15 protein-coding genes are annotated in these 14,973 nt (G+C 60.1%); 9 read left to right on the top strand and 6 right to left on the bottom strand.

Annotation, left to right across the window (positions count from 1 at the left end; all coding sequences use genetic code 11):
- Positions 1 to 150: 150 nt before the first annotated feature.
- Together ACUXUR_RS07435 and ACUXUR_RS07430 are read right to left on the bottom strand one after the other, a co-directional pair.
- On the bottom strand, positions 151 to 306 hold the full coding sequence (locus ACUXUR_RS07435; RefSeq protein ID WP_445501713.1) for a DUF1127 domain-containing protein: 156 nt from the start codon (positions 304 to 306) through the stop codon (positions 151 to 153).
- A gap of 314 nt (positions 307 to 620) precedes the next feature.
- On the bottom strand, positions 621 to 974 hold the full coding sequence (locus tag ACUXUR_RS07430) for a Rossmann-fold NAD(P)-binding domain-containing protein (RefSeq protein WP_445501712.1): 354 nt from the start codon (positions 972 to 974) through the stop codon (positions 621 to 623).
- 931 nt (positions 975 to 1,905) lie between these two features.
- Between ACUXUR_RS07430 and ACUXUR_RS07425 the strand changes: the two genes are divergently transcribed.
- Complete coding sequence (locus ACUXUR_RS07425; RefSeq protein ID WP_445501711.1) at positions 1,906 to 2,157, top strand: hypothetical protein; 252 nt, start codon at positions 1,906 to 1,908, stop codon at positions 2,155 to 2,157.
- A gap of 351 nt (positions 2,158 to 2,508) precedes the next feature.
- Here ACUXUR_RS07425 and ACUXUR_RS07420 read toward each other — a convergent pair whose 3' ends face one another.
- The 3 genes from ACUXUR_RS07420 to pgi form a co-directional block, all read right to left on the bottom strand.
- Positions 2,509 to 2,886: a nuclear transport factor 2 family protein gene (locus ACUXUR_RS07420; RefSeq protein ID WP_445501710.1), complete on the bottom strand. Its 378-nt coding sequence runs from the start codon at positions 2,884 to 2,886 to the stop codon at positions 2,509 to 2,511.
- A 154-nt stretch (positions 2,887 to 3,040) separates the two neighbouring features.
- Positions 3,041 to 3,742, bottom strand: coding sequence for an NAD-dependent deacylase (locus ACUXUR_RS07415; RefSeq protein WP_445501709.1), 702 nt, complete (start codon positions 3,740 to 3,742; stop codon positions 3,041 to 3,043).
- Positions 3,743 to 3,911: 169 nt separating this feature from the next.
- Positions 3,912 to 5,573 (bottom strand): glucose-6-phosphate isomerase, encoded by a 1,662-nt coding sequence (pgi, locus tag ACUXUR_RS07410; protein ID WP_445501708.1) that lies wholly within the window; start codon positions 5,571 to 5,573, stop codon positions 3,912 to 3,914.
- A gap of 327 nt (positions 5,574 to 5,900) precedes the next feature.
- On the opposite strand from pgi, the gene ACUXUR_RS07405 reads away from it, so the two are divergent.
- The 8 genes from ACUXUR_RS07405 to ACUXUR_RS07370 all read left to right on the top strand — a co-directional run bounded on the left by ACUXUR_RS07405 (position 5,901) and on the right by ACUXUR_RS07370 (position 14,169).
- Positions 5,901 to 6,899: a DctP family TRAP transporter solute-binding subunit gene (locus ACUXUR_RS07405; protein ID WP_445501707.1), complete on the top strand. Its 999-nt coding sequence runs from the start codon at positions 5,901 to 5,903 to the stop codon at positions 6,897 to 6,899.
- A gap of 64 nt (positions 6,900 to 6,963) precedes the next feature.
- A complete protein-coding gene (locus tag ACUXUR_RS07400; protein ID WP_445501706.1) occupies positions 6,964 to 7,521 on the top strand; it encodes a TRAP transporter small permease in 558 nt (185 codons plus the stop codon).
- Positions 7,518 to 8,798, top strand: coding sequence for a TRAP transporter large permease (locus ACUXUR_RS07395; protein WP_445501705.1), 1,281 nt, complete (start codon positions 7,518 to 7,520; stop codon positions 8,796 to 8,798). The genes ACUXUR_RS07400 and ACUXUR_RS07395 overlap by 4 nt, the downstream gene beginning before the upstream one ends.
- 149 nt (positions 8,799 to 8,947) lie before the next feature.
- The gene (locus ACUXUR_RS07390; protein WP_445501704.1) at positions 8,948 to 9,928 is read left to right on the top strand and encodes a D-2-hydroxyacid dehydrogenase; all 981 of its coding nucleotides are present in this window, start codon (positions 8,948 to 8,950) and stop codon (positions 9,926 to 9,928) included.
- Between the two features lie 108 nt (positions 9,929 to 10,036).
- Entirely contained in the window at positions 10,037 to 10,861 is an 825-nt protein-coding gene (locus ACUXUR_RS07385; protein ID WP_445501703.1) for a class I fructose-bisphosphate aldolase, read from the top strand.
- Positions 10,858 to 11,898, top strand: coding sequence for a zinc-dependent dehydrogenase (locus ACUXUR_RS07380; protein ID WP_445501702.1), 1,041 nt, complete (start codon positions 10,858 to 10,860; stop codon positions 11,896 to 11,898). Before ACUXUR_RS07385 ends, ACUXUR_RS07380 begins: the two co-directional genes overlap by 4 nt.
- Positions 11,891 to 13,447, top strand: coding sequence for a xylulokinase (locus tag ACUXUR_RS07375; RefSeq protein ID WP_445501701.1), 1,557 nt, complete (start codon positions 11,891 to 11,893; stop codon positions 13,445 to 13,447). The genes ACUXUR_RS07380 and ACUXUR_RS07375 overlap by 8 nt, the downstream gene beginning before the upstream one ends.
- Before the next feature lie 17 nt (positions 13,448 to 13,464).
- Positions 13,465 to 14,169, top strand: coding sequence for a FadR/GntR family transcriptional regulator (locus tag ACUXUR_RS07370; protein ID WP_445501700.1), 705 nt, complete (start codon positions 13,465 to 13,467; stop codon positions 14,167 to 14,169).
- Positions 14,170 to 14,776: 607 nt separating this feature from the next.
- Here ACUXUR_RS07370 and ACUXUR_RS07365 read toward each other — a convergent pair.
- The gene (locus tag ACUXUR_RS07365; RefSeq protein ID WP_445501699.1) at positions 14,777 to 14,902 is read right to left on the bottom strand and encodes a hypothetical protein; all 126 of its coding nucleotides are present in this window, start codon (positions 14,900 to 14,902) and stop codon (positions 14,777 to 14,779) included.
- Positions 14,903 to 14,973: the final 71 nt, after the last annotated feature.

Below are 14,973 nucleotides of genomic sequence, written 5' to 3'. Positions count from 1 at the left end.
GACTGAGTTCGGCGCATGACGAATGGGGTCGTGTCCTGATCAGGACACGACCCCATATTTCGTTGGTTTTGTTGAGCGGACAGGTTGTGGGCCCGACAAGCAAACGCCCGCCATAAAGCGGGCGCGTCTTGAGGCGAATGCTGTGGCTGCTTAGGCGAAGGCACCCTCGTGCGCCACGCGGGCGATATCGAAACGGGCAATGCCCAGATCGGCCAGTTCACGATCGGAGAGTTCCGACAGCTCCCGTACGGTCTGGCGGTAGAGCTTGTAGGCGCGGATCTTGGACAGGATATAAGTGACGAACATGGAATTTCCCCAGCAGGTGGCTGGTCACCGTGACCAGCGATCATTGCTCTTGTTGCAATGCAGCATATAGGGATGCTCAAGGGCCCTGAGGAGCAGAGATTCCTGTGGGCAGCTATGCTCTAGTGACATACTTGTTGGGTCGAGCGTGACGACACCTGCCAACAATGCAGGGCGGCCTTCTTGCTTGCCTCGCTTACCCTTGGGCGCTCCTGCCCCTCAACGCTCCGTCCTCATCTCGTGATGCGAAAGCTCGGATTCGATGCGGTGCCGGGATCGCGCCCTGTCAAGTTCGGCATTGTGTCCTCGTCCACCCACTAGCCCTGAACATAACCATAGACGTCAGCAGAGGAGAGATAGCCAATCCAGCGCAGGCGGCGCGCGGATCGGATCGCGACTGCGAAGTGATCGAGGGTGGGATCCGATCCGAGGCTCGGTGGAACACAGACGAGGAGGGCATCGGACGAAGCGAGCTCGTCGAGAATGCGAAGATCGTAGCCGGTGTCCTCGAAGCGATAGGCGATGACCCCTGATCCTTCCGGGCATTGGGAGTTGGGCGGGGCGCACGATGTTCCAAAGATCCGCGTGAACCGCTCGCCATAACCGGCAATGACGTGACGAGCTGCATAACCTAAGCCGAATACGAACAGGTTTCCGTCATAGATCGGCATGCCCAAGCAGGCCGATTCCGGAGCTTGGCCATGTATTCATGTATATTGCCAAGCGCGGCAGACGTTAGCGCATCGTGCGGACCCAGCGGGCCGCGCTAGCGAAAAGTGGACCCGGTTTTCCGCAATCAACGATGCGCTCCTCTAGAAAGGAAGCATCGGAATGAATCCCAAAAGTGGAATCCACTTTTCACGTCCGATGCTTTAGCGGTCGTAAAGCAATCCCGTAGACCTCGTTCCTATTCTTGGAATTTCGGAGTTCTGCCGTTTCTTGCAGACATCGAGCATCCGGGTGGAGGGCGATGGACATGCTGATCAGAGTTGAAACGTCTACATGGTGCTCCGATCTGAGCACCCACTCGCACCGGCCCGAGACATTGCTGTTAAGCTTATCGAAGACACGCTGCGTTAAGCGACCAAATCCTTCCAGTCCGGGGACAAATTTACGAGGCGGTATCGCGCTCGTTTGTTGGAGGCTCGCTGGCCCAAACCTCACCTGCCAAGCGAAGCATCCTGTCCACGGCAGTTCGGAGGTCGTCGCTGACTGCCTGAACCCGCACCCCCTCTAGGATCAGCCCCAACCGTCGCCGCTCCCGCCAGGGGAGAGCCGCAAGAGTTGTCTCAACAGCCAACCGGTCTCGGGCGGGCACACCGGCCCGCTCAGCAATTTCGTCAACTTTGGCAGCAAGCTCACCCCAATGAGTGACAACTCGCGAAGAGAATGGGTCTGAAAAACTCATACGTGGAAATCCGGAAACTCAAACATGCAGGCGAGGCCTCAACACACAACCGGTAAACCCTGAGCAACGCCATTAGTCCGCATGGGTTCCCGGCCCGCGTCACTCTGTCAGAATTCAGCCCTATTGCGTTGGTCTTATCCTTTGAACACGTTGGGAATGCGGCAGTTCACGAGAGGCTGCACGAATGGGGGCACATGATTCACGACAGCTATCTCCGGGGAGCCGCTAGAGAACGCGCAGGCGGTAGCAGCTTTGAGGAGGCTGCACGGGCGCATCTTAAATCGCTTGAAGATGCCGGTGAGATGCCGGAGCAGATCGTGCGCCAGCTTTCAGATGTGGCCGTTTCTTATGCTAAGGACGGGCTCCATGACGAGGCCAGCGCTCTGCGGGAGATTGTCCGCCAGTATCAGTCGAAATGGACAAAGGATGGGGCGAGCCCGTCCTGAATCAGACACAACACGAGCACTGCAGATCGCGGTCGCAGGAGAGCCAGTCGAAGCGCAAGACCCAGATCGGGTACGCTTCATAATGTTCCGTGATCACGATAACCCGGGTTCGGCATTCAGGCAGGCTGACGCATGCGCGGCAAGGATAGCGACGCAGACGCCGTGTTCCGGTCCCGGAAGGATTGGACGCGGCGATCCCCTGTGCGGACGAGTCAATCGCGTTCAGCAGATATCATGATGAACTCCCGCATCATGTTAGACGCTGCGATTCGTGGCAGTGCCGTCCTTGTCCGTGCTCTCCCACAGAGCCAAGCCTAGTCTTGTGAAGGTAGACAAGTGTAATTCAGGTAATCAGCCGGTTCGCTGCTTCCGGTACGAGTTCTTGACCGCGATCTTGCCGTCGCGAAACGTGAAGACATCACAGCCTTGGACCTCTACGTGAGCGCCATCCGGGCCAGTTGCCGTGAACACCCACTCTGAGACGCCGCGATCTCCAGAAATGAAATGCCTGGGTCCGTTCCACTGTGCATCCGCAAAGGTCGCAAAGACTTCCTCGATCCCGCGGCGGACTTCATCCTGACCTGTGTAGATTGTCCCCTTTACGTCAAGTCCACGACTGGCCTCAAACACGCAGTCATCAGTCATCATCGACAGGATCGCATCCGTGTCGTGCCGGTTCCAAGCCGCTGCGAAGTCATTGAGGAATGACAGGGAAACTGAGTCCGCCATCAGGCCACCCACACCTCACCCAAGGCAGAATACGAGAGCATTGCTCCTCGTCAACTATGCGCTCGATCATGCGGTACGCCAACTTGACGTTGATACTATTTGGCTTGAGGCCCTTCGAAAGCCTGAACCCGGCCCATGCTACTCCAAAAGTTCTTCAGCGCATAAGTATATGTTCGACCCAAGCCGGGACGGCCTCGCTTGCTGGCCCATACCGTCCCTCATCGAACTGCCGAGCATTGTCTGAGGGCTCCAGGTTGATCTCCCAGGTCCGGATGCCATGCCTCCGCGCCTCTGACACGAACCCCGCAGCCGGATAGACCGAGCCCGAGGTGCCAATGGCAACGAACAGGTCGGCTTCGCGCAGGGCGTCATCGATCGCGTCCATCTCTAGCGGCATCTCACCGAACCAGACCACATGAGGTCTCAATCCTCCAGAACGGCGACAGGACGGGCAGGGGACCTCGACGCCCAAATCCTGTCGCCATGGCATCGTCTCGCCGCAGGCTGTGCAACGGGCCTTGAGCAGTTCGCCATGCATATGAACGACCCGCTGCGATCCGGCCCGCTCGTGGAGGTCGTCGATGTTCTGTGTACACAGGAACAGGCGGTCCCCGCGCTCTGCGAGACCAACCTCCAAGTGGGCAAGCGCCCGGTGGGCGGCGTTGGGCTCTGCCGAAAGAAGGTTCTGGCGTCGCATGTTGTAGAAGGCATGCACCTCGTCTGGGCTATGGGCAAATGCCTCTGGCGTGGCGAGCTTCATTGGATCGAAGCGGGACCACAGGCCATCTTTATCCCGGAAAGTGCCTAAGCCGCTCTCGGCTGACACGCCAGCCCCTGTCAGTACAAAGATAGTCATCTGATCAGTGGACCCTCTGTCTCATTCTGGCGTCAATCTACATGGATGAACGAGGCTCGCGGTCTTCGAGGTGTGTTTGCGCAGCCTGTCTCTGTTGCCTCGCTGACGGGCAGCCAGGTCACGGATATTCAATGACTTAGACAGGTTAGGATCCAGGGCGAAAAAGGTCTTACTTGCTTGATGTGACAACGCCCTGGCGGAGATGCTGAATGTAGTCGATCAAGCCGTTCGTCGAGCTGTCGTGACTTGTGGTTGGCCTATCGCTCTGAAGTTCGGGCAGAATGCGGGAGGCCAGCTCCTTGCCGAGTTCGACGCCCCACTGGTCGAAGCTGTTGATCCCCCAGATCACGCCTTGAACGAAAATCTTGTGCTCGTAGAGCGCGATCAGGGAGCCGAGCCGGTGCGGTGTCAGCTTCCGGTACAGGATTGATGTCGTTGGCCGGTTGCCCTCGAACACGCGGTGGGGCACGAGCGACTCCAGGGCCTTGCCCGACAGGCCCCGCTTCTGCAACTCGGCCCTCACTTGGCTCTCGGTCCTGCCGAAGGCGAGAGCTTCGGTCTGAGCCAGGAAGTTGGCAAGGAGCTTCTCGTGATGGTCTCCGAGGGGCGTTTGACTCTCTGCTGCGGCGAGAAAGTCTGCCGGGATCAGCTCCGTGCCCTGGTGGAGAAGCTGGAAAAAAGCATGCTGTCCATTCGTGCCCGGCTCGCCCCAGATGATCGGGCCCGTGGCATAATCCACTCGATGGCCATCCCGATGCACGGATTTGCCGTTGCTCTCCATGTCTCCCTGCTGGAAGTAGGCGGCAAAGCGATGGAGATGCTGATCGTACGGGAGCAGGGCAAGGCTAGAGGCGCCGAGAAAGTTGCGGTACCAGATGCCGAGCAGGCCCATGATCGCGGGCAGGTTCTGCTCGAGAGGGGCGGTGCGGAAGTGCCGGTCCATCTCAAAGGCACCCTCGAGCAGTTCGCGGAAACGCTCGAAACCGACGGCCAGGACAATCGGCAGGCCGACCGCGGACCAGAGACTGTAGCGACCGCCGACCCAATCCCAGAACTCGAACATATTGGCGGTGTCGATGCCGAAGCGCGACACCTCGGCGGCATTGGTCGAGACGGCGACAAAGTGCTTGGCGACTGCATCCTCACCCAGGGCGCCGGTCAGCCATGCCCGGGCGCTCGCAGCATTCGTCATCGTTTCCTGCGTGGTGAAGGTCTTCGATGCGACGATGAAGAGGGTCCGCGCAGGATCGAGGCGGGCGAGCGTATGGGTGAGATGTGCCGCATCGATATTCGAGACGAAGTGGGGCCGCAGGTCCGGTCGCTGATAGGGCTTCAGAGCCTCGCAGACCATGAAGGGGCCAAGATCCGAGCCGCCGATGCCGATATTGACCACATCCGTGATGCTCTCGCCGGTGGCGCCACGCCAATCGCCGCTCCTCACGCGCTCGGAGAATTGCCGCATTCTCTCCAGCACCGCCATGATGCCAGGCATCACATCGGTACCATCCACGAGGATCGGTTGATCCGAGCGGTTGCGCAGGGCGACGTGCAGCACGGCCCGGTGCTCGGTCGTGTTGATCTTCTCGCCCGAGAACATCCGGTCGCGCCAGCCCTCCAGATCGGCTTGCCGCGCGAGGTTGAAGAGCAGCGCCATCGTCTCGGTCGTGATCCGATGCTTGGAATAATCGAGCAGGAGATCCCCGAGCCTGATCGAGAAGCGATCGAAGCGCTCCGGATCTTGAGCAAACAGCTCGCGCAGATGCAGGGAGCGAACGGCAGCGGAATGCGCTTGAAGCGCCTGCCAAGCCGGTGAAGCGGTTAGCGTCGTCATCGATATGCAGCCAAATACGGTTTCGCGAGCTCTGGAAGTTAGCTTAGCGCTTTCTTCGGAGCGGGCAGGGGATGCTCTGCTTTATGGTTCCTTCCGATCCTTCTTCAACACCCTCTGTAGACCGCCTGCTGGGCAAAAGGATGAAGGCAGCAGGAAGAATTGGGCAGTGTTATCTGAAACTTCATAGCAGAGAACAGCCCTGCTGGACCGACTATCGTCTAGGCCTGTTATGGAAATCATCATTGGTTATACCACTTGTCAGCCGTTTCTTTGTCATCTAGCCTATTGGTATAACCAATAACAAATGACCCTTAGGAGGAAACGAGAATGCTGAAATCCATGTTCCGTGGCGCCGCCACGGCTGCGCTGATGATGGTGGCGACCGCAGCCGGCGCCCAGACCAACTTCACTCTGTCGACGCCTGATCCGGACAATTCCGAGATCACTCTGGCAGCCAACAAGTTCGCCGAACTCGTGTCGCAGAAGACCGGAGGCAAGGTCACGGTCAAGGTGTTCCCGAACGGGCAGCTTTATGGCGGCGATCCCTCGGCTGCGGTAAAGCAGCTTGCGGGCGGCTCGCTCGACATGCTGCTCCTTTCGACGTCGCTCTATGCCAACTTCAACCCGAAGTTCACGGCGATTTCAGTTCCGTACCTCTTCACTGATACTGCCCAGCTCCGCTCCTATCTCTCGGGGCCGATGGGACAGGAGCTCATTGCCGATCTGAACAAGATCGGCATCCAAGGGCTGGGTCTATGGCCGCGGCCATTCCGCCAGATGACCAATTCCCGCAAGCCGATCACCAGTCCGCAGGATCTGACCGGCATGAAGTTCCGCGTGCCCAACAACCCGCTCTGGGTCGAGTTCTTCAAGAAGATGGGGGCGGCTCCTACCCCGATGGCTTTCGCCGAGGTGTACAACGGCCTGCAGCTGAAGGTCATCGACGGGCAGGAGAATCCGATCAACATTCCCGTGACGGCCAAGTTCTACGAAGTGCAGTCCTACGCAACCATGACGAACCACATGGCGGACGGCTGGGTGCTTGCGATCAACCCCGCCAAATACAACGCACTGCCTGAGGATCAGAAGGCGGCCATCAAGCAGGCAGCTGTCGAGGCCGAGGCGTGGAAGGTCGAGAACGATGCCGCTGATGAGAGCAAATCGATTGCGACCCTCACCGAAAAAGGCATGAAGGTCGAGCGCCTGACGCCCGAGCAGCAGAAGGCTTTCGCAAACGTTGCGAAGGAGCTGTTCCCCACATTCTCGCAGCTGGTCAAGGACAAGGCCTTCTTCGACCGTACGATCGAGACTGTCAGCAAACAGTGAAACAGCATCATCCAAGAGCGCTGGCCGCATATGCGGCCAGCATTTGATTCGGGAGTGATGTCCTATGGCCCATAAGCCGTCCCTTCTTGGCCGATTCGTCAAGATTACAGCCGATTTCGCGGCCGGAGCGACTGCCGCCGGCATCCTGATCGTGGTGCTCATCCAAGTCGTGAGCCGCCTGATCGGAATGCCCGTTTCCTGGTCTGAAGAAGCGACCCGCTATCTCTTCGTCTGGATGGTATTTCTTGGGCTTGCGGCAGGCTTCCGGACGGTCGAAAGCGCAAGGGTGGTGGTGTTCATTGCCGCAATTCCAAGCGTCTTCCGACGCCTCGCCGTTCCGATTTATGTCAGCTCCTCGATTCTGTTCTTCGTCCTCATGGGATGGACGGGGCTCAGCCTCATCCGCCAGCAGATCATGATGAACGAAGAGACGGCGACCCTGCCGATCCCGATGTGGGTCATCGGGCTGATCATGCCCATCTCGGCCATTCTCGCCATTCTGGCCATCTTTGAATCGCTGAGGACGAACCGGGAACTCATTGAGCTTCCGGAAGTCGGGGCTCCTCCACAGGTCGCGCTCGACGAGACCGACGCCTTCGTTTCGAAAGGGCATATGTCGTGAGCATTGCGCTTCTTCTCCTCTTTCTCGGATTGTCGGCTCTCGGAGTTCCTTTGGCAGTGGCGCTTGGTCTCGCCAGCGTCGCCGTCATCGTGATGTTCACCTCGACGCCCATCGATCTGCTGTCGCAAAGCATGTTCTCGGCCATGAACTCATTCCTGCTCGTGGCTGTGCCGCTCTTCATCCTGGTGGGGCACTTCATGGAGCGGGGTCGGGTGGCCGAGCGGATCTTCGACTTCGCCGAGGCAATGGTCGGCTGGATGCCGGGCGGCCTTGGCCACGTGAACGTCGTCTCCTCCGTCATCTTCGGCGGCATCTCCGGATCCTCCGTTGCCGACATCGCATCGGTGGGCGCCATCGAGATCAAGGCAATGGAGCGGCATGGTTTTCCCAAGGGCTATGCGGTGGGCATGACCCTCGTTACCTCGACTCTGTCCTCGATCATCCCGCCCTCCATCCTGGTCGTGATCGCGGGCTCCATCGCGAACGTATCCATCGGCACGCTTCTGGTGGCGGGACTCGTTCCCGGCCTGTTCATCGCCTTCGTGTTCATGGTGTTCAACCACTTCTATGCGGTGCATTACGGCTACAATCCGCCGACGCCGTTCAACCTCCGCCTCGTGATGACGACTGGGCTTCGCGCCATTCTTCCGATGCTGACCCCGGTCATCCTGCTCGGCGGCATCGTGAATGGGTTCTTCACACCCACGGAAGCCGCCGCCATCGCGGTGGTCTACACGATGTTTCTGTCCGTGATCGTCTATCGCACGATCCCCGCGGCCGAGATCTGGAGCATCCTGGTCGAGACGGCCCGCGCCTCCGGCACGATCCTGTTCATTGCCGCGACCGCGAAGCTCGCGGCTTGGGTCTTCGCCTTTGATGGCTTGCCAGTGAAGATGGCCGGGTTCCTGTCCAGCATAAGCACCGGGCCGACCATGGCGCTCTTTCTGATCTTCCTGTTCCTCATTGTGGTCGGCATGTTCATGGATGCGATTGCGGCCATGTTCATCCTGATCCCGGTATTGCTGCCGCCTGCCCTGAAGATGGGCATCGATCCGATGCACTTCCTGATCGTGACGGTGATCACGCTCACCCTGGGGCTGGTGACGCCGCCGGTCGGTGTTTGTCTCTATGCGGTAGCCCAAGTCGCCAAGATGTCGATCGAAGACGTCATCCGTGGATCGATGGTGCCGGTGTTGATCCTGACGGCGGCCATCCTGGCACTCGTCCTGTTTCCGGTGCTCACCGTAGGACCCATCAAGCTCCTCGGTCTCTACTGACGGCGATACAAACGCAGGAGGGATCGGGCGCGCCGGCATCCGGTCCTTCGTTCTTCCCGGCGAGGGCAGGGAACTGGTTTATCCAGGCGATTCAGACCTCACATGCGCCGCATGAATCGCCATAGCCGACGTGCAGAAAGTGGTGTCGCATGACTGAATCCTTATCCGGTGCACCGGCTCGCATCGTCTTTCTCGACCGTGAGACGCTCGCGCCAGAAACGAAACTGGGGTCTCTGTCCTTCCCGCACGAATTCGTCACCTACGGCAAGACCGCTCCGGGAGATGTGGCGGCCCGCGTTGCCGATGCGGATATCGTCATCACCAACAAGGCCCCTGTGAAACGGGAAGCTATCGCTCAGGCTCGGAACCTGAAACTGATTGCCGTCGCCGCCACCGGGTACGATGTTGTCGATGTTGCGGCCTGCGCGGAGCGCGGCATCGCTGTATGCAACATCCGCAATTATGCGGTGAACACGGTTCCTGAACATACCTTCGCACTGATTCTGGCCCTGCGCCGCAGCATTCTCGCCTATGCGCAGGCTGTTCGCCGGGGGCGCTGGCAGGAGGCTGGCCAGTTCTGCTTCTTCGATTATCCGATCCGCGATCTTGCCGGCTCGACCCTCGGCGTCATCGGCGACGGCGTGCTGGGACGAGCAGTGGCCGATCTCGGCCGCGCCTTCGGCATGCGGGTGCTGTTCTCGGCCTACAAGGGCTCGACCGGCATGGGGCCGCTCTACACGCCGTTCGAGGACGTTCTGCGCCAGAGCGACATCATCACGCTGCACTCGCCGCTGATGCCCTCGACCCGCAACATGATCGCCGCGCCCGAGTTCTCCCGGATGGAGCGCCGTCCGCTGCTCATCAACACGGCGAGAGGAGGGCTCGTGGACGAGGCGGCTCTGGCGGATGCGCTCATCTCAGGTCAGATCTCCGGCGCTGCCTTCGACGTGGTCACGGCAGAGCCGCCTGCACCGGATCATCCGTTCATGCGCCTGCTCGATCGGCCCGACTTCATTCTGACGCCTCACGTGGCTTGGGCGAGCAGCGAGGCGGTCCAAGGCCTCACGGACCAGTTGTTCGAGAACATCGATCTTTTCTGGGCCGGTACCCCGAGAAATTTAGTGATCTGACAATTGGTTTAACCAATTGCATGATTCTAGCCATAGGGCTATATAATTGGTATAACCAAATAGCGGTTTGTTTCGTCGGAAACTCCGACCATGCATTAGGGAGTCCCCATGTTCCTCGGCAAAGAAGTTCGCCTCAGCCGGATTGTGAATCGTAAGTCCGGTCGCATGCTCGCCATCACGGTCGACCATCCGATCACCCGCGGAATGATGCCGGGGCTCGTGGACATCCGGTCCGTGATGAAAAAGGTCGTCGCCGGTGGCCCGGATGCGATCACGATGCACAAGGGAATCGCCGAGAAGGTGTTTGCTCCCTACGCCGGGCAGTCTTCGATCATCCTGAAGGCCAGCGCCTATTCGGTGCAGTACCATCCGACCTACGACACGCCTGTTGCGGACGTGGAGGAGGCGGTGCGGTTCGGCGCCGACGCCATTTCGGTGGGCTGCATCGTCGGCGGTCCCGATCAGGCCCAGCAGCTGACCTTCCTCGGCAAGATCTCGAAGGAGGCGGCTTCGGCGGGCATGCCGCTCGTGGCGCATATCTACCCGAAGGGCGCTCTGATCAAGGATCAGCATGATGCCCAAGCGCTGGCCTATGCCGTTCGCGCCGGTGCCGAACTGGGCGTCGACATCATCAAGACCATGTGGTCCGGTTCAGCCGAGAGCTTCCGCTCGGTGGTCGACGCCTGCCCGTCCATCGTGGCACTGGCCGGTGGCGAGATGGGTGAGACGCTCGAGGATTACTTGCGCATGACCCGTGAGGCACTCGATGTCGGCATGCGCGGCGTCACTTACGGCCGTTTCGTGTGGTCTCACCCGCACACCTCCGCCGTCATCAAGGCTCTGTCGGCCCTGATGCACGACGACGCCAGTGTTGAGGGAGCTCTCAGGGTCTATGATCGCGCTCTCGAGGAAGAGAAGGACCTCCAGAAATGAAGGCCGCCGTTCTTCGCGCTCCCGACGATGTCGTCCTGCAGGATGTTGCAACTCCGTCCGCCGGGCCGGGCGAGCTGATCCTGAAGGTGAAGGCTGCGACCGTGTGCGGGACCGACATCCGCATCCTCCGCGGCCGCAAGACCAAGGGGGTCCGCTTTCCGTCCGTCCTTGGTCATGAATTCGCGGGCGAGGTGGTCGAAGTGGGCACCGGCGTCTCGCAGTTCTCCTGTGGCGATGCGGTGTCGGTCAATCCTGTCATTCCATGCCGCAAATGCGCGTACTGCAAGACGGGCCGGGAGAATGTCTGCCAGAACCGTCAGGCCATCGGATACGAGTTCGACGGCGCTTACGCCGAGTACTTGAAGGTTCCGGCGCTGGCGCTTGAATCCGGCAACGCCGTCCGCATTCCGCAGGGCATGCCCTACGAGGCGGCCGCGCTTGCGGAGCCGCTGGCGTGCTGCATCAACGGGCTGCGGAATGTGGGCGTGGAACTCGGTGACGTCGTCGTCATCCTCGGAGCAGGGCCGATCGGCCTCATGCACGCGGCGCTCGCGCGCCGGGCCGGGGCGCGGCTGGTCATCATGAGCGAGCCCAACGAGATGCGCCGCCAGGCTGCTCTCGAACGCGGCGTGGACATCACCTGCGATCCGACCAAGGAGGATCTGGCACAGGTGATCCGCGGCGTGACCGACGGCCTCGGCGCGGATGTGGTGATCCTGGCGATCGGTGTTCCGGCGCTTGCCAACGAGGCGCTGAAGCTCGTGCGCAAGGGCGGACGCGTCAATCTCTTCGCGGGCTTCTCGGCCGGTGACATGGCGACTTTCGATGTCAATCTCGTGCACTACAATGAGATTATCGTGACCGGAGCCAGCGCATTGCGTCGACAGGATTACGAGACGGCTCTCAAGCTGCTCGCCGGTGGACTCATTGATGCCAATTCGCTCGTGACCCACCGCTTCGAACTGGCAGACGCCGTCGAGGCCCTGAAGGAGGCGGAGAGCGGGCGGGCCTTGAAGGTGGCGATCCGTAATGACTGAAGTCTTTCTCGGAGTCGATGCGGGAACAAGTGGGATCAAGGTGTGCGCCTTCACGCGCGAAGGCCGCCTTGTCGCCAAGGCGCACCGGGCGGTCCCCGTCATCACGCCTTACCCGCTCTGGGCCGAAATCGATCTCGACCGCTATTGGGCGGCAACCGCTGATGCCATTCGGGAGGTTGCTGGCCGCGTCCCGACGATCGCCTCCATCGGGCTTGCCACGACCTGCCCGACGACCATCCTTCTCGACGAGGATGGTCAGGTGGTACGGCCGGGCATTCTTTACCTCGACGGTCGCGCCCAGGCGCGCCTTGACGGTGTAGTTGGTTCCGACGGCGAAGCCTACATGCGTCAGACCGGCAACCGGGCGAGCACCTCGACCTGCTGGGCTGCCAATCTGGGCTGGATCCGCGAACATGAGCCAGCGGCTTGGGCGAGAACGCGGCGGGTCACCATGCTCAACGGATTCCTGGCTCGTCGCCTTGGCGGCAAGGATGGCATTGAGCCGACCCAGGCATCCTATTCGGGCCTGATGCGGATCGGTGATCCCGAGCCAAGCTGGAGTCGTGACCTCCTGGCCGTGTGGGACCTTGATCCGGCGATCCTGCCGGAAATCAGCACCTGCACCGGCCTGATCGGCCGAGTGACGGATGAAGCCTCCGTTTTGACGGGAATTCCCGCCGGTACGCCCGTGGCCCTCGGCGCCGCCGATACGGCTGCGGCTTCCTTCGCGGTTGGCCTCATGAACAGCGGCGAGGTTTTCGAATCCGTCGGTACGTCAGGGGTTATCACTTTCTGCCTCGACCGTCCGGATTTCGAGCCGTCCTTCCTGCATCGCCAGCATATCGTGCCCGGCCGGTGGCTCGCCCACGGCGCAATGTCGACATTGGGCGGTGCCTTCGGTTGGCTCAACAACAAGGTCTGGCCGGAGCTCAAGACTCTTGCCGAGTTGGAGCATCTGGCGCAGGAATCGGTCCCGGGAGCCAATGGTCTCTTGTTCCTGCCCTACCTTGCCGGCGAGCGTAGCCCCATCTGGGACGCAGAGGCGAGTGGCAGCTGGCTCGGGCTGCTCCTTCGACACAGCCGACAGGACATGGTTCGGGCGGTCTTCGAAGGGACCACCTTCGGCCTGCGGCAGATTCTGGAGCGGGGCTCAGCCAAGTGGGGCAAGCGCCCGGAGCGCATGCTCAGCGTGGGCGGCGGAGCACGAAACCGGTTCTGGGGGCAAATGAAAGCAGATGTCCTCAAGCTCGATTACATCATGTCCGATATGCCTGACGCTTCGGCATTGGGGGCCGGGTTGCTCGGCGCCATAGCAGCAGGACTATTCGCAGGCAGCGGAGATGCCGAGCTTCCGTTGATCTCGGCCAACAGCACCGCCATTCGTCCCGGGTCCCAGCGAACGATCGAGACCTACGACCGCATGTTCAAGATCTTCGATGCCGCTTACCCACAGCTTCGCGACTTGATGCACGCCCTCGCAGATCGTAGTTCTGGCCAGTACGCCGACGAGGAGCAAAGGCCCCGTCTTGGGGCGCGGGCCACTGGTTAGAGGAACTGCGGTTTTCGATGACCGACGGTGAAGACGATATTCTTGCGCGTGTCATTGACATCGCAATGGAGCTCAGGCCTGACAGCAGCGGTCGGATCAAACTTCCTACCGAGCGTGAGCTGGCGGACCAGCTCGGCATCCAGCGACCGACACTGCGGGACCGGCTGACCGTCCTTGAAACGCTTGGGCTGCTCCAGCGTGTCCAGGGCAGCGGAACTTATCTGGCGCTGCCGAACTCGCGCTTCCTGCAGTTCTACTTCGGTGTTGCCCTTAAGCTCGGCTTCATTTCAATCGACCAAATTCAGAATGCCATGGAGATGATCGGCCGGGAGATGGCGGGAGCGGCCGCGATCCAGGCAAGCACCGCTGATCTCGAGGCGCTCGATGATCTGATTGACCAGATCGCCGAGTCGGACTCCCTGGAAGATGTCGTCGAACTTCAGTTCGAGCTTCATGCCAGCCTTGCCAAGGCCTGCCGCAATCCCGTGATCGTCATCGTCATCGATGGTCTCTCGTCGGTCATTCGGTCCGTAATTGCGAACAAGGTCAGGATCATCTCCATGGTCCGCGGCGCTTTCGAGCGAAACGTCGAGGCTTATCGAGCTCTTGTTCAAGCTCTGCGGGATCGCGAACCGGAACTGGCGCGCGAGGCTATTCAGGAGTGTTACTGGTTGTGGCGCCGGGAGGAATCGAAGATCTCGATCCTCAACATCAACGAGTGATGATCTGCCGAACGTTCTTGACTGGAAAGCGTTCGGCGATTTCCACGCGCGACTGGATCGTCAGAGATATTCTGAAGAGAACGCACCCTTGCATCAGTCGCGGAAGGCATGGTGCCTCCCGCCGATCCGCAGGTCTCGCACAAACGGTAAATTGGAGTGAGTGGCAATGACTGGCTCAAAGCCGTGTCCGGTTTGCAGAGGAGCGAATTTAGGCGTCAACTGCCTCGAATTATACGGGCAGTACGAGGCACATTATCTCTGCCTTGATTGCGAGAGCGAAGACGCGCTACACGGTCCCTTATCGGATCCGTTCGGTACGGCGGAAGAAGCGGAAGAGGCGGCCCTTCGCGCCTGGAACGACTTTGTGTCCGGCCATTTAGACAATAAGGCAGCCTAGCTTTCTCTGGCTTGAGCGCTTCTTCGCGTGGGCCAGACTTCTAGTGCTGAACCGACCCTGTTCCGAGAGCGAGCAATTACTTAGATCTTTTCCGCCAACGCATTTGATCTCTGCCACTCTCTATCGCGGCCGTGTCGGGCTATCGATGCAATAGTCTAAGAAGACCAGAGATTCCTTCGTGCAGCCCCGAAAACGGCCTGCGCTGCCTGCTTAGGCGAGCTTCTTGCCTGCACGCACGAGGTGTTCGTTCAGCATGCGCTCGGCCCTAAGCTGGTTCGCATTGGCCATAGCGTTTACGAAACGTGTGAAAACGCGGAGAATGGTTGCTACGATCATGGTGATTATTCCTAATGCGGATCTTTCGGGAGATGGGGCGTAAAACCGTCCCGCTGGAGTTTGGATAATGT

This window comes from Microvirga medicaginis, assembly GCF_052658925.1.
The sequence above is the reverse complement of the archived record's forward strand: the minus strand, read 5'-3'. Positions and strand labels throughout refer to the sequence as shown.